Consider the following 21171-nt stretch of genomic DNA (forward strand, 5'->3'; position numbering starts at 1 on the left):
GGCGACTACTATAAGAAAATCGGCATTGCTGAATTAAGGTATGAAAGTAAGTTTATCGGTAATAGGGAATAGGGAACAGGGAACAGGGAACAGTTAATATTAACAAGTAGTTCAAACAATCCCAAATTATCAAATCATACCTAGAATCAGCAACGCCAGAAAATCTTGAGAAAAACTAAAATTAAGTTGTCCTAGATTTTCTGAAATTTTCTACATATCAGGAGTATTTAGCATCCCAGACTTTAACTCCGTTCTTAGAAATATATCTTCTTTCAATATTCGACCCCTCAATTCGATTACTAAATGCTAAACTTCTTGAAAGTTATACCAAATTCAAAAAAGGTAGTTACATCTTAATTTGTGATTTATTGCTACAATTAAAAATTGTATATATCCATAAAATGTCAAAATAAAGCATTTTTTCCTCTTTTTTATCTAGTTTTTCTTTCCCTTTTGCCTGTTGCCTGTGTCGAGACTGTAGTAATTTTCTATGAAATTGGTATGATCTAACGCTTAGAAATATCTTTGTGTTACATTGTCATAAGCATCACACATTATTTTGTAATGCTCAAGTATACTCATGCCCAATATATCTACCCATTAGTCCCGGAAAATATCAGGAAATGCTTAGTTGAAATAAATAGACATCTCCAAAAATCCAAAATAAAATCAATTATCACACATAAATTATCAATTCTTTCCCCTCCTGGGAGGGGGAGGGGCGAGGGGTGGGTTCCCTACTGCCTACAGCAAAGCTGCCTCTTTTCTGGAGATGTCTAATAGGCGATCGCTATGAATTGACAGTGCTGAGAAAAAATCGGGGAGTTATATCAAATCCGCTAGGGTTCGGTATAAAAAAATGTTTCATCTTCGCTAACGTCGCAAATATTTCTAAATTCTCTTTCCTCCTGACTCCTGAGGACTGATATCAAATCCGGTTGAACACTTATTAGAATTGTTGGGGGGAGTAGGGGAGTAGGGGAGATTGAATGCTTGAAGTATAGTTATAAACATATACTATATAACCTATATAACCGGATTCTATATGACTCCTAATTAACTATCTAATTAGGGTTTGCTGATTAAATATCGCGCTTATTGACTGATATTGGTTTGAGCAATTTTAGATCTGGAAAAAGTGCGAGGTTTTAAGTGGTAATGGTTCAAAAATTCAGGATTTTGGTCAAGAGTTGGGCAGAACCATCTTGGGAAAATTCTTACTCCTACCTCCTTCAAATTCCCCTAACTCCTGTCTCCTGTCTCCTGTCTCCTGTCTCCTACCTTCACCCATAAGACTTTTTCAGCAAGCCCTAATTATACCAATGCTACCGGATTTGATATTATTCTCTTCGGTAGTTTCAAACACAGGATAAAGATGTTGCAGTTTGACTCTAGTATCGTCAGTAGAGAAATGCCAAATGACCTTACTAGCAGTTTGATTACGCTCTTGACTCCATACTTCTAACTTTTTGTGCAACTGCTCAATAGATTGCTACTGCCAAAAATTTTTACCTCCAGAGAGTTTTAAATTGCTGTATCAATTATTAAGATTTATAGCTATTCAAAAATTATTTGTTGAGGCCATTAGTCCCGGAGTCTTAAGAAAATTTTATATGTATATAGTGTGTTTTTCCAATATAATAAAAATCCTTAACTGTATATAGAGTGCATTATTAAATGACCCCAAAGACCGAAACACAAATTAATTATTTCCGAGAATGGACTAATAGCTGTGTCGATGACCAATTAATACACCTTAATGTTATCCCTTTAGAAGGACAACGGCCTTATGAATTTTTGTTTTATTCTGATGCTATTCCTAGACGAAATGATGGCCGAGTAACTAGCCAAATATTAAAGCGATACCGACACATTGAAGAAGGTGGATGGTGGTGTTCGGGAATTGATTTACTTACAGGAGAAGAGGACCTTTGGGGTTGTTTTAAACCTAGTCAACCACGTCACAGTTATGACCAAAAAAAGTTAATTAAATACGAACATCCTCCGAAAACTCCCACCAGTTTATTTGCCCTAAAAATACCCCTACATTTGTGGCATCAAATTGCTAGTCGTTATCAAATAGAAATTCTGCCAGAAGATATTAATAATAATCAACCAGACTTTGGTTTTTGGCAGTGGTTTATCGCCCATCCTCAAATACCTTTATGTATTACTGAAGGAGCAAAAAAAACAGGTGCTTTATTAACAGGTGGTTATGTAGCGATCGCCTTACCAGGAATTTTTGGTGGATATCGAGTTATTAGAGATGAATATGGCAACCGTATTGGTAGATCAAATTTAATTCCTCAGTTAGAAAAGCTGGTAAATAATCATCGAGAAATTTATATTGCGTTTGACCAAGATACTAAACCTAAAACTATTAAAAATGTTAATGCTGCTATTAGACAAACTGGATATTTACTCACAAGAAAAGGATGTAATGTTAAAGTTATTTCCTGGAATCCAGAATTAGGAAAAGGAGTTGACGATTTAATAGCAAATCATGGGCAAAGTGTGTTTGATGAAGCTTATCAAAACGCATTACCTTTAGAACTTTGGAAGGCTAAATCATTTAGCCAACTCACATATCCTGTAAATATTAGAGTTAATAGTCGTTATCTTTCCGAACAACATATTTTAGGTTCTATCAGCAGTAATAATTTACAAAAGTTAGATAATCTTGACCTAGCCTATAGCACTGATTTTCCGGCAAAATTAGTAGGAATTAAATCTGCTAAGGGCACTGGAAAAACTAAGTTATTAGAGAAAATTGTCAGTGAAGCTGTAGCTCGCAGTCAAAAGGTTTTAGTTATTGGTCATAGAGTACAGTTAGTACAAGAGTTATGTCAACGTTTTGGACTAAAATATATTACAGAAGTAGATAAAAAATCCGATAATAAATTATTAGGTATTGGTTTATGTATTGATTCCCTACATCCTAATTCTCAGGCTAGTTTTAATCCGGAAAATTGGTCGAATGGAGTGGTAATTATTGATGAAATAGAACAGGTAATTTGGCATGGTTTAAATTCTAATACTTGTCGGCAAAACCGAGTAGAAATTCTCAGGTCTTTCAAAACATTAATGCAAAATGTTTTAGGAGGTGTCGGTCAGGTATTTATAGCTGATGCTGACTTAAGCGATATTTCAATAGATTATCTACAAGCTTTAGCAGGAGTAAAATTAGAACCTTTTATTATTCAAAATGATTGGCTACCAGGAGAAAAAGAAGCTTGGCAAGTTTTTAATTATCCAGAAACTACTCCCAAAAGATTAATAGCAGATTTACACAAACATATCCGTGAAGGTGGCAAACCAATGGTGTGTTTGTCAGCACAAAAAATTACCAGTAAATGGGGAACCCGTGCTTTAGAAGCTTATCTAAAAAAACAGTTTCCTGACTTAAAAATCCTCAGAATAGATTCAGAATCTTTAGCAGAACCTAATCATCCTGCTTATGGTTGTATTAAATCATTAAATCAAGTATTGCCACAATATGATATTGTCTTAGCTTCTCCCTCCATTGAAACAGGAATTAGTATTGATATTCAAGGTCATTTCACTTCAGTTTGGGCTATTGCTCAAGGAGTACAAGGAGCAACTTCAGTTTGTCAATCTTTGGGTAGAGTTCGTGAGAATATTCCCAGATATTTATGGGTAGCAAATTCTGGTTTTAATCAAGTTGGTAATGGTTCGACTTCTATTACTTCTTTGCTCAATTCCGAACAACGTCTGACTCAACTCAATATTAGACTATTACAACAATCAGATTTTGATAGTTTGGACGATATAGAAACAGGTTTTCAAGCAGAATCTTTTTTGTGTTGGGCAAAAATAGCGGTTCGTTTCAATGCAGGAATGAATCAATATCGAGAGTCTATTTTAGAAGCTTTGCGAGTCGAAGGACATCATATTATCGAAGCTTCCCCAGAAGTTTTAGCTAATAATTTAGAAGCCAAAAAATCATCAGAAACACTTACAGAAATTAATGATTTACAGGAAGCGATCGCTACTGTAATTAAGCAAAATTATCAGACAGAATGTGAGGCGATCGCTACTGCCAGAAATATTAGTTTAACCGAGTATCAAAAACTCAAAAAGCGATTATCCAAAACCAGCAAACAACAACGGGAACAACGAAAATTTGAATTAATGTTGCGTTATAGTATTCCCATAACTTCTGAATTGGTAGAAAAAGATGATGCTGGATGGTATCAACAGTTGCAACTACATTATTTTATGACCGTAGGACGACAATACTTAGTAGCACGAGATGCTGAGGTAGCGAAAACAATTTTGGAGTTAGGCAAGGGAAATATTTTCATACCTGATTTTAACGATCGCTTACTGGGTGCAACCATCGGGGTGATGGAATTATTGAAAATACCGCTATTGTTGAAAGATAAGCAACGGGAGTTGAAAAATATTGATGAAGATTTGCAATTGTTGGCCAAGACCGCTTTAGCAAACCGAGCAGCAATTAAAACTATAGTCGGGATAGGGTTGGCGGTAAATTCTAGTCCGATTACAATAGTGCGGCGTTTTTTGGATAAAATTGGTTATAGTTTGGAGTGTTTGCGTACAGAAACTCACCAGAAAAAGCGATTGCGAATTTATCGTATTGTTAATCCTGATGATGGCAGGTTTGAGGTATTTCAGCAATGGTTAAGTGCTAGTCATACTAAATCTTGTAAAGACGGAGTTTAAATAAAATGGTAATCCTGCTCGCGTAATGGTATACAGCAAAAAGTAATACCAGGCACGGGAGCAAGATGTTCCCACTGTTCTCATAATAAACATTGCCGGATAATGTACGACTACCAATAAAACTTTTATTGTGCGAGCATCTTGCTCGCCACGGGTGTACCTCATCCTTGATAAAATTTCTAATATAGCAGAAGGAAGAAGGCTTTAATTATCTAGCCCACATTCCGCACCACAAAATGTAGCAACCGAAGAAGGAGTCACGAGACAACCCACCCCTCGCCCCTCCCAGGAGGGGAAAACAGGAGACAGAATTTTAGAAGAAAATTATAGCTGCCGTGATTGAGTCATCATCAGAGCAAGTATTTATGCGTAAATTTTTTACTAGTGGGACTTACACAACTTAACTGGCCAAATTAGACTATAATGCTTGTAAATCAATAATTTTACGTCGAAGCGATCGCAAGGAACGAAAGAAACAACCCCTACTGCAATGCCCCCTTGCTTTGAAAGGTGGTGTCAACAGTTTGATGATTGTGGGAAAAACCCACCCCAAAAAACAGGATTCCGCCACTATTTGGGTGGATTACTAGGGGAAAGTGAAAGGAAAAACATATCTCAAATGGCCAATAACTCCATTGGAGTAGTTTATAATCGCCGACATCATTTCATAGCAGATTCTCATAATCGAGCCTAGTAAAATCAATGTTAGCGAAGCTTTGCGTTAGCAAACGTCGTCTAGAAATAATTAACAAACGTTCTCAAACCAAATTCAAGAAAGGGTAAGGGTTGATTTTAGACGATTCTGGACACCGAAACAGCGCACCGCCTGCGCCGAGGTTTCCTCGGCGTCAAGACGGAGCAAGAAGCGGTAATTTTACATCTGGAGTAGGACGACAATACATAGGAGAAATTGGTAAAACAGACAATGAAATAGTAACTGTAACAACTCATCCGATACGATGGTAAAAAAAGTTTCCCTTTAGATATTGAATTATATCAACATTCCAGCTCTTTACCAGAAGGAAAAAATGACAAACTATTTCAGAAAAAGCCAGATATAGGAATAGAGCTAATAGACCGCAGTCTCAGTAGAGGCCATAGTCAGGAAAAAGTTTTAATTGATGCTGGTTATGGCAATAACACAAGATTTATGAACCAACTTGAAGAAAAGGAATGAAAATATCTAGGAGGAATCGCCAAAAACCGTTTGCGTAGCATTCCGTAGGAAAAAATAGTAGTTAGACAAAAATCCCAATCAGAAACAGAAATTAGAAGAGATGAATGGGCAAAAAGCATCCGAATAGAGGAATTTGAGGGAGTTATATTAACTGTAGACACAACCAAAAAACTTTGGGTGATGACATTTAGAGCATCAACTTCACGCCTTTTTGGAGAAAGAACATTTGCTATCGTTATCAATGCTAGTTCTATAGAAGAGGCCACAGAAATTGATAATTTTATGACCAATGTCGAGCCATCAAAAGTAACATCTGAGTGGATAGTAAATAGCTACTCAAACAGAAATTGGATAGAAGTTTTTTACCGATAAGCAATGATGATGGTGAGGATTAACAGAATATCAAGTAAGAGATAAATGGAGTCTAGAACGCCATTTTATTTTGGTATTTTGTGCTGATACTTTGATCATTTGGCATCAACTAACTGGAGGATTACAAAGACAATGGGCCAATCAACCTTTAAAGACATTTACTGATGCAATGGTACGCTTTTCGTACAGCTATGTCTTTCCGTTTTTTTGATTGGTTGACTAATAACCGTGACGTATTTACCTCTCACAGAGAGAGTTTGGGCTATATTTGGGCTGAAGATGAGAAGTGTAAACTTCGCCAAAAGTCTTATATAATATCGCTTTTCGCAATTAAAGATTAAATTCATCAAACTACTGGAATCGAAGTATAGTAAGTAATTTAGCCCCTTAATATTTACTTGATTTCGGCAGCTCTAAAATTTTGTGTAAGTCCCGTAGCGAGCGCTTCGACGTAAAATTATTGATTTACAAGCATTATAGTCTAATTTTACCAGTTAAGTTGTGTAAGTCTCATTAGGAAGATCGATGAACGAAAAAAGTATTGAGATGATTTGCATAGTATAAATACCTACCAAGCTACAGATTCATATACTACTTTTAATGATACGCTCTTGAAGTTCCGAATGTGGGATCTAGGATAGACGGAAGTAAGGAAGAAAGAAAAATCTGCCTTGTCTGAGTTTTAAGCTTCGGAAGGGTCAGTTATATCATGTCCGGATAATTAGCGATCAAAAAACTTTCTCCTTCTCCTCCTCTTTTTTCATTCTTGATTCCCTCCTGACTCGGTCCTTCCCCTCCTGGGAGGGGGAAGGGCGAGGGGTGGGTTGACTCCTAACTCCTGACTCCTTATTTTTTATGTTTAGCGTAATGTCTCTCCATTAACTGAGCAACTTCAGGATTATAAATTTGCAAATAATTCCAATAATTTTCAAAGACAGACTCCACATAACCCCTGGTTTCAGGATAAGGAATTTTCTCCACAAAAGCATCAGCATCATTAAATCCAAAGCGCTTTAACCAACTACTCACAGCATTCGGTCCAGCATTATAACTCGCCACTGCTAACATCGAATTATCCTTGTACTCTTGATGAGTAAAATCTAAGTAATAAGTACCTAGATTAACATTATCATTCACATTCTCTAAATCATAGCTCACAAGATTAATATTCTTAGCTGCCTCCTTACCCGTTTCTGGCATAACTTGCATTAACCCCGTAGCACCAACTACCGATTTTATCTTCGGCATAAAACGAGATTCTTGACGAATTAAAGCAGTAACTAACACAGTATTTAACTGTCGTTTGTTAGACCATTTCACAATAGTTTCCAAATAAGGAAAAGGATACAAAGTTTGCCAATAAGTAGGCTTTTCCTTTAATGCTTTATACTCAGCTATCTCCTCTGGTTTTTCCCGTTTGCTCAAGCTAGTAAGCATCCAAATACCATCTAAATTATCTCCTATACCAATCCTTAACACACCATCAGTATACTGTTGAGCAACAGTTGGACTCATCCGGTATTCAAATTCTACCTGCCATTGTTTCCAAGCATCCCGGTCTTGACCGATCTGATATAGTTCTCGCAATGTGTCAGAACCAAAAGGCAGCGGATCTCGCTTTTTAGTATGTACAACCTTTGGAGATAGAGAACGAACAGTAATAAAATCACCCACAGGCCAACCCAACATCACCGCCGATCGCCAAGCATAGTAAGAGTGGGGGTAGCGTAAAATCATATACTCGAAAGCCTTTTTAGCATCCTCTGTCTGCCCAAGTTGCTGTGCCCACTTACCTACCCAGAATCCTGCTTGTGGTGCTAACTCACTATCAGGATTATTCGCAGTTAACTCTTGTGCCCACTTCCAAGCCACTTGTAAATTGCCCCCCTCAGCAGCTTTTTCGGCCAACTCCCAGCGTAATTTAGCAGCCGCATCAGAATTCTTATACTCACTCAACAACTGTTGACGTACCTGTGAAGCTGACTTAGCAGACTCCAGTTGATCGAGTAACTTAGACTTATCAAGCATAGCTTCGGCAGCATGGCTAGGAAAATTAGCAATTACCCTGTCGAGATAAACTATTGCTTCTTTTGGATCGACCAGTCTCGACAAACGAATCAAACCCAAAGCTGTATCTTCTCCCCCATCGGGAAACTGACTAATTAATGTTTTGTAAGCTTCGCGGGACTCCTTAGTTTTTCTCCCTAACCATAAACCCCTAGCATAACGATATAGATTTTTGGGTGTTTTGGGTGCTTTCTGATATGCCAGGCCACCTGTAGGATAATCCTGCTTTTCCCAATATCCAAAAGCAATCATTTCCCAATCTTCAGGAGTTAACTGGGAGGCATATTTTGTTCTCAGTTGTTCCAATACTGTTCCATATTCGGGCACATGAAAACCATATTTAGCAATGAGCAATAACAATTGAGGTTGATTAGGATTTTGCTTCAGTTTTTCTTGAGCAATTTTTACTGTAGTGGGGTGAGCGGGAAATTTAGCGATCGCTTCATCCCAATATTCCGGCGTTTGTTTTCCTAGGACATACAAAGCTTCTGCCACCACTGGTTCTTCTGGATAGGTTGCTAATAATTCTGACCAAGCTTTTTGTGCTTTCTCAACATCCCCGGTTAATTCATAAGCTTGCGCCCGTTTTAAGAACGCATATGGTGCTAGAACTGTATATTCTTGGTCTAAATTCTTAAGTTGAGCGATCGCCGACTCTACTTCTCCCTGTTGCATTAAATCATTAGCTAGCATATAACGTGCCCTACTGCTATTTAGAGATTTTCCTGTCTCAATAGCATCTTCCAGTTTACTCCTTCGTTGCTGGGGTGGAAGTGATACAAAATTTGTTACATCTAGCTCCGGGTTGAGCTTCTGATTTTGGATTGTGTTTTGAGAGATACTTTTGTTATTGTTTGTCAGTTCTGGTAGAAAAATTCCTAGTAACAAAGCACTGATAGAAACGCCGATCAGTATAGAAACTTTTGTTATATTTTGCTTTAGCATTTACTTATTGTCAGTTAATTAATTTTAAATTAGTTTTAGGTTTATACGAATTTGATAAATGTTTGCTACAAATGACTAGCCTTTTTATTAGGAGTCAGGAGTCAGAATAAATTGCTTCAACACCAGTTTTTAGGTCTGAAATTCTCTTTTTTTATCAAAGGGACATCTCCTGTCAAGTCTTTTAATCACACTTATTATTCGTAACATTCTTTTTTTCAAAATGGTATATGATGGATGTCTAGGAAATCAAGTTATACCATTTTTATAAATGTTTGCTACAAATATTTAAGGTGTTTGGCATGGTATAAATTTTTTTTTTATATCATGTCCGTTTAATTAGTTATAAAAAACTTTCTTCTCCTGTTCCTTCTTCCTCCCTCCTGACTTGGTCGTCCTGACAGGGTTGAGCAATGGACTTTCATCAAAATTTTGACTTAGCCCCTATTAGTAATCATATCTTGGATTATTTTCTTTAGTGACCTACACATTTTCTTATTAGTTTCCGGATTGAATCTATTTTTATGCTTAATATAAGGCGTTGCTGATTTGTCCCTCGGTAACTCTTTGTTTATCTATCGATATGTTCTATTTTACATAGAGAAAAATTTATATATACTTCTGCCTAACAAGCATAGTATATCTAAAATTAATAATAGATAACTTATTGTTGGAAACTAAAAATATTCTTACATATAAAAAAATATTTACTAGGAGAAAATCAACTTAATATGAATTAAGAATAATATAACTACAGTTTAAAACTATGAATATTACATTTTCAAGTATTACGTAAAAACAAATATTAATTTTTCGATATGATGTTGCATTTTTATCTAAAAGATATAAACTTTGAGCATTATCTATGAGTAAAATGATACCTATTTAAAAGGGATTAGTATTTAGGAACTAGCTGATACCTAAAAAACCATTCCCAGTTTCAACGATCTCTTTTCTGATTATTGAAATCTATTCCCAAAATTAAGGTATATTAAGGTAAGTATTCAGGAGGAAATGCTGACATATTAACTTAATCAAAAAAATAATTAAAAAAGTAATTATCCGAGTTTGAACTCAAAAAAACGATTAAGATCATTTACCAATTACCAGTTAAAAGGAAATCAAGATGGAAATTAGAGCAATCAATACACCTCTGTTAGAATGGACCGGAGATGCCTTAGCCATTGGTTTATTTGAAGATACCAATAGCATATTAACCGGGGATATGGCCTATTTGAATGAAAAGCTGACTGACACTTTATCTGAACTAATCGAAGAAACAGAATTTAAGGGTAAAGTCAACAGCAGTGCCTCGACTCGTGTGGGCAGCAAAAAATCCATCCGTAAAATTATTATAGTGGGCTTGGGTAAATCGGAAGAGTTAAAATTAGAAACTCTGCGCCAAGCAGCAGCAACTTGTGGACGCTTGGCAAAAAAGGAGAGGTGCAAAACTCTAGGCATTAGCTTGCCAATATGTGACAATGCTGAAGCAACAACTACAGCCATCACAGAAGGCATTGAGTTAGTCCTCCATCAAGATAATCGCTTTAAATCTCAACTGGAAGATCAAGGGCCAGATGTAGAAAAAGTAGAGTTAATCGGTTTAGCTGGCTCTGATGAAGCGATCGCCCGTGCCCAGAAAATCTGTTCTGGGGTGATCCTAGCCAGGGAACTTGTAGCAGCACCTGCTAATTCTTGTACCCCAATAACTATGGCTGAAACTGCTGAAGCTTTGGCTAAAGAATTTGGGCTAACTATAGAAATTTTAGAACAAGAAGATTGTGAAAAATTAGGCATGGGAGCTTTCCTGGGAGTTGCTAAAGCTTCCGATATTCCACCAAAATTTATTCATATCACCTACAAACCAGAAGGTACTCCTCGTAAAAAGTTAGCAATAGTTGGGAAAGGCTTAACTTTTGACTCTGGTGGCTTAAACTTAAAGCCTTCTGGTAGTGGTATTGAAATAATGAAAGTTGATATGGGTGGAGCTGGTACAACTTTTGGTACTGTGAAGGCGATCGCTCAGTTAAAACCAGATGTGGAAGTTCACTTTATTAGCGCTGTCACTGAAAATATGGTTAGTGGCCACGCCATGCACCCTGGAGACTTCCTCACTGCTTCTAATGGTAAAACTATTGAGGTTAACAATACGGATGCAGAGGGGCGTTTAACTTTGGCCGATGCTTTAGTTTTTGCCGATAAATTAGGAGTAGATGCGATCGTTGACTTAGCTACTCTCACAGGTGCTTGTGTTGTGGCATTGGGTAATGATATTGCTGGTTTATGGAGTCCTAATGATGATTTAGCGGGGCAACTGGCGGCAGCAGCAGAAAGTGCTGGTGAGAAACTATGGCGGATGCCTTTGGAGGAGAAATACTTTGAGGGGTTGAAAGCTATGCACGCTGATATGAAAAATACTGGACCTCGTCCTGGTGGTGCTATTACTGCTGCTTTATTTTTGAAGCAGTTTGTTAAAGATACACCTTGGGCGCATTTGGATGTTGCTGGTCCTGTATGGATAGATGCTGAGAATGGTTACAATAATGCTGGGGCAACTGGTTATGGCGTTCGGACTCTGGTAAATTGGGTTTTGAGTTAGAAATTAGTCAAGTGTGTAACTTTTTTTAGGTTATTGAGAAAGGAGTCAGTAGTTCAGGAGTCAGAAATTGACGTTGCTGAATGATTATGATTTTTAGGCTTTGGTGAATTATCCTGATGATTTTTGTGCTTAGGGAATAGGTTGGATGTAGGGACGTTGCGTGCAAACTCCGTAATGATTAGTTCGTTCCTTGATTATGCAACACCCAAATATCTTAATTCATAGTTTGATTCACCAACGCCGATTTTTAGTAGTCAGTTTCTGGTTTTTTGAGTAGGTTGCTTGATGGTGGTTTTGATGAAGTTTTGCTATCTAGGTCTCTGCTTTTAAGGGGATAAAAAAAAGAGAATTCCGTATTTTCGTAGCCTCCTTATTGCAGAGGTACTGATAACTGATAATTGATAACATAAATGACCAGTTCCTCAGTAGGCAACTGGTTTAGTCTTTCTCTATCTTGTTCTAGTGGCTGGTTTTTGTTCATGGATGCGATTTTCTACCCTATTGTCTCTTTTGTCAATACTCCTCCACCTGAATCCTTACGAATAAATAAACTATGAATCAAAACGAAAAATCTTACAAGCCTTTTTCCATGTATATTAAAATAGCTTCTATTTTTGTCACTTTTTATCTTTCTCTCAGATTATTAATTTTCCCGATTATTACTAGCATAGAAACAGGAAAATTAGCTAAAATCCCTGAGATAACTCCTAGTGATGTATGCTTGCTCTTATTAATTATCCTATTTCAAACAGACTTACTAAATTTGATCAAAACTTTAAAAATAGGTAGCGGGGGATTTGAAGCTGAATTCCGAGAATTAAAACAAGAAGTTGATAAACAAAAAGAAGATATAGATACTTTACAGCAACAACAAATAGAGCTAATTCAGCAACAACAAAAGAAATTAGACTCACTTCAAACCTTTATGTTTAACTTTTTGCTTGATGAATCAAAATACAAAATTATTCATTTTTTAAATCTTTATACTGCACAAAATCTGCCTTTCTCTTTTCATGTAACTCCGAATGCAGCTATTGATTTAAGAATATTGCGAGATTTTAAATTGATTGAATTAATTGACCCAAAAAGCTACATTAGTCAAATGGAAACAGACAGTAATAGAGGATATAAGGCTATTTATTGATTTAACAAAATATTGTCGAGTAACTGAATTTGGTAATCAGTTCATAAAAACTAGAGCAGAACTTAAAGCTAAAGTTCAGAATACTGGAACACTATAAAACTTCAAAGTTATTGCCTTTAAACCATCAATTTTTTTCCTAATATCCAGTTATACCATTTATCAAAAGTAATGCTACACTTGGAAAGTGTCAAAATAACCCTCAAAATGGTAAAGATGATTAAAGGCTTACATCACGTTAATAAATAGTATTTAGCAAGTAGGCTAGGTTAAGCGACAGTCTAGTAGGGTGTGTTAATGAAATGTAATACCAAGCGTGAAAAAATAATGTTACGAATAGTAAGAGGAATAAAAAGACAAATGCAGGATATGTCCTTTGACAAAGCGGTGCGACCCCGCGACGACGCCAGTCGCAAGGGAACGCGCACCAAGAGAAAAGAATAATTTACGACCTGAAAAATGGTATTGAAGCTATTGATTCTGACTCTATCCGACTGAGTTACCCTCCTGGGAGGGGTTAGGGGTGGGTTGACTCCTAAGAAATATCCTAGCTATTTGTAGCAAATATTTATTAATTTGGTATAACGCACCGCTGATCTCAAATGTTTTGGTGCGTTACGCTACTGGACTGACTAAGACACCATTTAAGGTGTGTCAGTCTAGTAGACATCTGGTAAAAATAAAAATAAAATCAATTCTTATCCATAAATTATCAATTATTCCCCTCCTGGGAGGGGTTCGGGGTGGGTTCCCTGTTGCTTTCCGGAGCTGTTGCCTGTTGCCTCTTTTCTGGAGATGTCTAGTAGGGTGCGTTAATGAAATGTAACGCACCGCCTATCCCAAATGTTTCGCTCCGTTACGCTATCGCTAACACACCCTACTGGACTGACTAAGGCACCATTTAAGGTGTGTCAGTCCAGTAGTTTCTGGGTGTCTCGATATCCCCATCTCGCCTACTCCCTATACCCCGATCGCTTAAACTATTGACTGTAGCAGCTACATCAATACCAGTAGTTTGCTTTAACTCCTCAAAAAAAGCAGCCATTTTTGTCGCATTGCTTCCACCTTGAGCATTAATTACGGTAACATTATCCACATCAACTTCTGGCACAGTAGATACCATAATCTTCAGCAACTCTTCCAACTTCTGATATAGAAAAACTTCTCGTGCGTTTGCACCAGCAGCTTTCCAAGATTCTGCCAACTTCTTAATACCCTCTGCTTGTGCCTTTCCTGGTTCGACAATAGCAGCAGCATCTCCCTTGGCAGTAGCGATCGCTCGTTTACATTCAGCTTCTGCGGGAGCAACTACATCTGCCTGTAACTGTTGTGCAACTTGCTTAATACGCTCATTCTGCACTGCCACCTCAGCCTGAGTCCGCGCTACCTCTGACCCAATATCAGCCTCCGCTTCTGCCACCACTGCTTGCCGTTTTGTCACCGCATCTTGAATGCGCCTTTCAGCTTCTGCACGAGCTACAGCAATTTTCGTTTCAATCTGTTTGAAAGAAGTATTTTTTTGGTTTTCTGCTTCTCGAATAATTGATTCTGCCTGGGTTTGTGCTTCAGCAATACGAGAATCTCGTAACAATTCAGCTTGTTGTTTTCGACCAATAGAATCAAGATATCCTACATCATCAGCAATATTCTGAATTTGTAGAGTATCCAAAACTAAACCTAATTTTTCTAGGTCGTCTTCTGCTTCCTCCAGCAAGCTTTTAGCAAAAGCAATTTTGTCTTCATTGACTTGTTCTGGTGTCAGAGAAGCTAAAACACCACGCAAATTTCCTTCTAGAGTTTCCTGAGCTAATTTTTCAATTTCCTGGCGAGTTTTGCCTAGCAGCCGCTCGATCGCGTTGTGAATAGTAGGTTCTTCACCAGCAATTTTGATATTTGCCACACTCTCAACTGTGAGAGGAATACCACCTTTAGAATAAGAATTATTAACCTTAAGTTCAATGATCATATTACTCAAGTCCATGCGGAAAGCTTGTTCTAATAGGGGGACGCGAATGCTACTACCTCCCTTGACAAGACGATATCCAACTTTTTTATCGCTGTCTCCAACACGGTGACGACTTCCAGAAAAAATTAGGACTTCACTTGGTTGACAAATATAATAAAGGTTGCGAATGACAAAGACACCTGCACCAGTACCAAGACCGAAAACTGCCAGTAACGCTAATACTATTTCCATGATTTTTTTTACTCCGTTATTTTAGTGATTTAAGAAGGAAAAAGGAAGAGGGAAGAAGAAAGAATAATATCATGTCCGGATAATTAGTTATAAAAAAACTTTCTCCTTCTTCTGCTGTTGTTCTTCTTTATTACCTCTTTCCTCCTGACTCCTGACTTCCCCTCCTGGGAGGGGCGAGGGGTGGGTTGACTCCTGAGGACTCCGTAGTTATTTATTTATCACTGTTTAACCGGACATGATATAAGTAGGTAGGTCTAATGAAACGTTGAAAAAATTGTAGGGGTAGGTTTAACTGAAAGCTTTGAGGTAAGAATGGTCTAGTTCTCAAAACCTGTCCTATGATATTGTGTTTATTTATGCTCACCTACTTACTAATTTGATAAATGTTTGCTAAAAATAGTTAGGCTTTTTATAGGAGTCACCGAGTCAGGAGGAGAGTCTCTGCATAAGTCCCGATCGTGTTCGGACGGGTCAGTTATAAATAAAATTTAAGAACTCCGGGTACCGACAGTACCAAAGAAATACTGAAATTATCTTTACTCAATTCCTTTCTTTCCTCCTTTCTTCCCTTCTAACTCCTGAGGACTGAGGACTGACTCGGTGACTCCTAAATACTTAACCTATAACTGTTTAACCTGATTTGAGGTAACTTCTTTCCCATTGCTGAAGTTTCCTGTCACATCAACGCCAAGGGTTTGATTGACATTTTTGAGGAACTGGCGGAAGATTTCAGGATAAGCATTCACCAAACTAGCGATTGACTTGCCATCTCCACTATCGATAACTTTGATATTTTCCAATTTAACTTGTTCGGTTACCTTAGCAGACTCACGCAAAATCATACTAATTTGTTGTAAGTAGAACAATTCCGCAGCATCTTTACCAGTCTCTTGCCAAACCTGGGAAAGCATATCGTTAACTAAAGCTTCAGCTTGAGCATTTTCTGAAAGAGAAGCAGCATTTCCTTTTGCTATGAGTTCTTTTGCTTGCCGTTGTGCTTCTGCTGGCAATACTTCATCCGCTTCTAAACGCAATCTCTCTAACTCAGCGCGGACTGTTTGCAATAATTGTTCTGCTCTTGCCCTTGCTTCTTTAGCTGCTGCTTTGGTTCGTTCTTCTTCTGAACGTGCTTGCTGTTCCAACTCTGCTTGAATTTTACGGAGTTCGTTTTCTTTTTTAACGGTTAATGTTAATGACTCGGTTTTGGCAGTTTCTGACTGTCGTTGGCAGTCAGCTTCTATTTGGTCTGCTTCTGCTTTGGCGTTAGACTCAGCTATTTCAGCATCTCGGCGAATCATGGCAATTTGTTTGCGACCAATGGAGTTTAGGTAGTCTACGTCATCGGAAACGCTTTGAATTTTCAGGATGTCGAGTTGCAAACCCAATTTTGCTAAGTCGCGACTCACGTCTTCAGCAATGCGTTCGGCGAATTGAAGACGGTCTTCGTTGAGTTGTTCTGGTGTCAGGGTGGCGACCACACCCCGCAGGTTTCCTTCTAGAGTTTCTCTTGCTACACGGGTAATTTCTGAGCGGTCGCGGTCGAGAAATCTTTCTATGGCATTGCCTACTATTTTCGGGTCATTGGAAACTTTGATATTGGCGATCGCTTGAATATTTAGTGGAGTACCGCCTTTGGAGTAAGCATTCCGCACTTCCACAGGTACTGGCATGGTGCGTAGGTCCATTGTTTTGGTTGTTTCTAGAATTGGGATGGGAATTGCTCTACCACCAAATATTACGCGATAACCAACTGTTTCCCCTTCTTTTGTCCGCCGTTTCCGACCGGATAAAATTAGTATTTCATTGGGTTTACAAATTTGTATGAATGTGTTGATAAACCAGATTAATACTATCACTCCAAATATAGATAGAGCGATGGGCAAACTTGTAGAAATTTTTCCTGTAAAATTCTGAATTGGCTCCTTTTGTATTACAGGAGGAATTTGTGCTATTTCTACAGTGGTTAATTCGGCTTTATTTGATTCTAAATTTTTACTTTTCATTAGTTAAATTTCCTCATTGATTTTTGTGAAATATAGTATTTTTCATCTAGTAGTATGAAAGTTCGAGCTAACTGGCCTACAAATCGTTTATTTCTTCCCTAAAAATCTCTGCGATTATTCATTATCTTTTCTGTGGCGGGTTTAATACCCCACCGTCAACGGGGGTGCTTAAAATTTTTTGGGGTTATAAGACACGGACTAGCCGGTTGTTAACTATCCATAAGCAATTTTCCCTTCTGCCTTCTGCCTTCTGCCTTCTGCCTTCTTCATTGATGATTATTCCTGGTGTTGAAAAGATGATTTGGAAATTACCCACACCTGATTATTTTCTGTGCCGATAATAAATACTTGTTCTCCCTTAGTAAATTCTTTAGATTCTTCTGTTGTACGGGCAATTAATTCTATGCTAGAACCTTTAACATTTAAACTAACTTTACCTCTACTATGAGTATCAAATGGAATTTCCACAGTGCAGGGTAGACCTAAAAAATCTTGAGGTCTGACAAGACTATTTATTACTTGGTTTTGTCGAAAAATCGACAACAATAATACTATTAACATCCCACCAAATATTCCTACTCCCACTGAAATATAGGCTAACATTAAAAGTTGATTTTTCATGCCGATTTATTCATCTCGCAACTATATTTAAGTTGTGCATAAAATTTCTTGAAATTGGGGAATTGGAAAATCGCGTTCGAGGATAGCTGAAAAAAATTAAGATTCATCCTCTGATGTTTTATCTAGATAATTTTCTGATACTACCCATACTCTATTATTTTCTATTCCCACGATAAATGCTTTTTCTCCTCTAGTAAATTCCCTAGATTCTTCAGTAAAAGCCATCAATTCTATAACAGAATTTTTCACATTTAATCTAATTTTTCCTCTACTATTTTTATCAAAAGGAATCTCCACAATTCCAGAAAGACCTACGAGGTCGCCACTACGCACCAAGCTATCAGCTTGACGGTTTTTTAAGGTATGTAATACCCATGCCATAATTGTGCCACATAAAATACCAACAATTATAGAAATAATGGCAATTATTGTTGGTGAAAGAGTGGGCGAAATATACGATAATAAAATTCCAGTTAGCCCAAAGAAACAACTGCCAAAAGTCCAAAATTTTAGGCTGAATAATGGTAGCCATAATCTTCGGCGACGTTGATATATTGAAGTATTAACTTGTGTACTTGATTGGTCTGTAATTTCTAAGTCTGGGTCAAAGTCTTGGTCAAAATCTACACCATCTAGACCGGCAAAGGCGGAGAGTGCCACAAATGCTCCACCAATAATTAGACAGAAAACATAAGCTGATTCCATAAGTTGTCCTTGATAATTTTTAACAACCTCTTGGTCTATTTATATTCTGGCAAATTAGTTTCCTATTCAGGCTATTTGTAAAAAAAATTTGTGTTTTACTAGAAAACTACTTTTTATTTCATCAGTAGAATTTTTAATTACTATGAAAACTTTCTTCGTTAGATACAGAAAATTTTGATATAGAGATATTATACCCAAAGTTAGTAGTTTATGGGGGGCGGATATCTAGATTTCCAATTGTATAATACCAAGTGTGATAAATGTTTTCTACAAATAGTTAGACTTTTTATAGGAGTAAATTCAGTTATCAGTTAACCTCTTCCGGAGGAATTGCGTTTTTTATATGGCGTAGCGAAACAGTTATCACTACCTCCTGCAATAGGAATGCGAGAACTTGAAACTTTATTTTTTTGTCAAAATAAATAACTTCTATATAGCAATTCCCATATTGGTAAGGTACAAAATTCGTTTGTTTTAGGGAACAGGGAACAGGGAACAGGGAACAGAGAATAGGGAACAGAGAATAGGGAATAGAATAGAATAGAATCGAAATAAATATAGGTGTACCTCACTAATTTGAGAAACGCTATATCATTTATGAGTGTGAGTATCCTTATTCGTTTGTTTTAGGGAACAGGGAACAGGGAACAGGGAACAGAGAATAGGGAACAGAGAATAGGGAATAGAATAGAATAGAATCGAAATAAATATAGGTGTACCTCACTAATTTGAGAAACGCTATATCATTTATGAGTGTGAGTATCCTTTTTTAATCCAGGAGATATCTGAACGATAATCTTTTCAGTCCCGTTATTATTCTAAATATTCTTTTTTCGCCCTTGGCATAGTACTATAGCGGTTTTCATTAACATAGAATACAGAGATTTTGGCTTAAAGGCAGAAGGCAGAAGGCAGAAGGCAGAAGCTTTGTAGTCTACCTCTCTCTGTGAAAACCGCTATAATTATTAATCATAAATATGGCAGGCAATAGACAAAAGTGGGAAAAATATTTCTCCGTATTCGATTCATTATCACTCTATATCCTAAGCAACTCAAGATTTGCTATACAGAAATAAAATTATAGTTTTTCACTTAGAAGGAGCTAGTCTAATTCTAGAAAATACCTATCTAGACTGCTGTTTATCTTAATTTATTATTTCTGATTTTTTGATTCTTTACTTCTTCATTGTTCTTTCTTCCTTCTTCCCTTTTCCTTCTTCTACAACAATACTGACTGTTGATAATTAGGATTATAATTAGGTAAAACTTCTACACTAGGTTGAGTAACTCGTAAAGTTAATGATAGTCTAACTTGACCGCTAGTATTGCATACAGAGCGATGGATAAGTTCATCTGTAAACATCACAAACTGACCTGGTTTGAGAATTACTGGGACTGAATTTTCTGCCAATTTTTCTGTAACTTCAAAGAAATTATTGCCACTAAAAGGGTCTGTCATTTTTACAGATAAATTGCGGTCTTTTTTAGCATTTGGTATAAATTCAAAGCCATTAAATTTATTGACTTCAGTCAGAGCAATATAAACATTAATTGTTTTACCTACACCAGAAAGCAATTTTGGATAAGAATCTCTGTGCCACAAATGACAGTTATTTGGTTGATGGCAATAAGAAGTCTGGCACCGACCAGAAGCGCGAGTAATATGCTGGTGTTTTGTTATGTTTTGCAACTATGTAGTAATTATGCTTTACGTCGTTCTGACAAATTGACTTCTATTTTGCGAGTTGTCTGTTTATATGTTTTGCTTTTGATGGGGGCGTTTTTATTGCCGACATTATTATGTGGAGTCACTGAAATTTTAACTACACCAAATTATCTGGTGAGTTTACCTCAATTTTTGCTCCAGTGGCCGTTTTTTGCTTTCTACAATTACACCATAGCAGCTAAACTAATTTTGATTCCTACTTATACTTTAGAGTTACAGGTTAGTTGGTTGTTTATATTATTAGTGTTGTTAGAGTTGATGTGGTCTGGGATAACTTTGCTAATAGTGGAACAAATTTTAGTGGGGGGTGTGAAATGGTTACGTCGTCCGTTTGTTTTCACTGGAGTGAGTAATATTTCCCAGAAACAAATTGGTTTATTAGGGTTATTATTGTTGGCTTTTTTAGGGGTATTGTATCAGCGAGTGAGCGACGGTTTATTGGTGCTGGTAATGAGTAAGGGAATATTGGTATTACAAATGCTGGGGTTATTTTTATTTTTGCCTATAGGAATTATTGTCGTTACTGTCAGGTCTTCCTGGTTTCAAAATTTAGAGTCTCCAAGGGAACAAGGAAGAGGGAAGAAGGAAGAAGGAAGAAGAGATAAGATATAAAATTAATTTTTCCGAAATTTATTAATAGTTTGATGTAGTTCAAGTTACCAAAAAAATTATCGGAAATAAAGAAGAGTCTAATGATTTAATTGATGCCAAATTTCGCCAATATTTTTACAATCAAAAACAGACTATGGAACAACGATATTGATTGATTTATGGAAAGCAAAAAAAATGATTATTTCAAAATATCTATATATCTTCATTGTTCCTGAATTAATTAAACACATAGCGTTTATCGTAAACTAAAAGCAATAGCTGATAGCTGATAGCTGACGGCTGTTTGCGCAGCATTCCGAAGG

General features: G+C 37.0%; 11 protein-coding genes and 1 pseudogene. 5 read left to right on the top strand and 7 right to left on the bottom strand.

Annotation, left to right across the window (positions count from 1 at the left end; all coding sequences use genetic code 11):
- Positions 1 to 1300 precede the first annotated feature (1300 nt).
- The gene (locus tag D5R40_RS34330; RefSeq protein WP_161564389.1) at positions 1301 to 1477 is read right to left on the bottom strand and encodes a hypothetical protein; all 177 of its coding nucleotides are present in this window, start codon (positions 1475 to 1477) and stop codon (positions 1301 to 1303) included.
- A 200-nt stretch (positions 1478 to 1677) separates the two neighbouring features.
- Here D5R40_RS34330 and D5R40_RS01195 point away from each other — a divergent pair, with 200 nt between their 5' ends.
- Positions 1678 to 4707: a plasmid replication protein, CyRepA1 family gene (locus D5R40_RS01195; RefSeq protein ID WP_240038832.1), complete on the top strand. Its 3030-nt coding sequence runs from the start codon at positions 1678 to 1680 to the stop codon at positions 4705 to 4707.
- A 490-nt stretch (positions 4708 to 5197) separates the two neighbouring features.
- Positions 5198 to 6531: pseudogene (locus D5R40_RS01200) on the top strand (IS701 family transposase); the annotation flags it as partial.
- A gap of 571 nt (positions 6532 to 7102) precedes the next feature.
- Here the strand turns inward: D5R40_RS01200 and D5R40_RS01205 are convergent.
- Complete coding sequence (locus D5R40_RS01205) at positions 7103 to 9268, bottom strand: lytic transglycosylase domain-containing protein (protein WP_124154132.1); 2166 nt, start codon at positions 9266 to 9268, stop codon at positions 7103 to 7105.
- Positions 9269 to 10391: 1123 nt separating this feature from the next.
- Between D5R40_RS01205 and D5R40_RS01210 the strand changes: the two genes are divergently transcribed.
- The gene (locus D5R40_RS01210; protein WP_124143878.1) at positions 10392 to 11864 is read left to right on the top strand and encodes a leucyl aminopeptidase; all 1473 of its coding nucleotides are present in this window, start codon (positions 10392 to 10394) and stop codon (positions 11862 to 11864) included.
- Between the two features lie 553 nt (positions 11865 to 12417).
- Entirely contained in the window at positions 12418 to 13008 is a 591-nt protein-coding gene (locus D5R40_RS01215; protein ID WP_124143879.1) for a hypothetical protein, read from the top strand.
- A gap of 898 nt (positions 13009 to 13906) precedes the next feature.
- On the opposite strand, the gene D5R40_RS01220 is transcribed toward D5R40_RS01215, so the two are convergent.
- The 5 genes from D5R40_RS01220 to D5R40_RS01240 all read right to left on the bottom strand — a co-directional run bounded on the left by D5R40_RS01220 (position 13907) and on the right by D5R40_RS01240 (position 20134).
- Complete coding sequence (locus D5R40_RS01220; protein ID WP_124154133.1) at positions 13907 to 15202, bottom strand: flotillin family protein; 1296 nt, start codon at positions 15200 to 15202, stop codon at positions 13907 to 13909.
- 620 nt (positions 15203 to 15822) lie between these two features.
- Positions 15823 to 17205, bottom strand: a complete 1383-nt coding sequence (locus tag D5R40_RS01225) for a flotillin family protein (RefSeq protein ID WP_124143881.1) — start codon at positions 17203 to 17205, stop codon at positions 15823 to 15825.
- A 276-nt stretch (positions 17206 to 17481) separates the two neighbouring features.
- The gene (locus D5R40_RS01230; RefSeq protein WP_124143882.1) at positions 17482 to 17826 is read right to left on the bottom strand and encodes an NfeD-like protein; all 345 of its coding nucleotides are present in this window, start codon (positions 17824 to 17826) and stop codon (positions 17482 to 17484) included.
- Between the two features lie 96 nt (positions 17827 to 17922).
- Positions 17923 to 18531, bottom strand: a complete 609-nt coding sequence (locus D5R40_RS01235) for an NfeD-like protein (RefSeq protein ID WP_124143883.1) — start codon at positions 18529 to 18531, stop codon at positions 17923 to 17925.
- A 1219-nt stretch (positions 18532 to 19750) separates the two neighbouring features.
- A complete protein-coding gene (locus D5R40_RS01240; RefSeq protein WP_240041524.1) occupies positions 19751 to 20134 on the bottom strand; it encodes a phytanoyl-CoA dioxygenase family protein in 384 nt (127 codons plus the stop codon).
- On the opposite strand from D5R40_RS01240, the gene D5R40_RS01245 reads away from it, so the two are divergent.
- Positions 20126 to 20869: a hypothetical protein gene (locus D5R40_RS01245; protein WP_192901070.1), complete on the top strand. Its 744-nt coding sequence runs from the start codon at positions 20126 to 20128 to the stop codon at positions 20867 to 20869. The two genes, D5R40_RS01240 and D5R40_RS01245, sit on opposite strands and share 9 nt — an antisense overlap.
- The last annotated feature ends 302 nt before the right edge of the window (positions 20870 to 21171 follow it).

It is taken from the genome of Okeania hirsuta, from assembly GCF_003838195.1.
Taxonomy (GTDB): domain Bacteria; phylum Cyanobacteriota; class Cyanobacteriia; order Cyanobacteriales; family Microcoleaceae; genus Okeania; species Okeania hirsuta.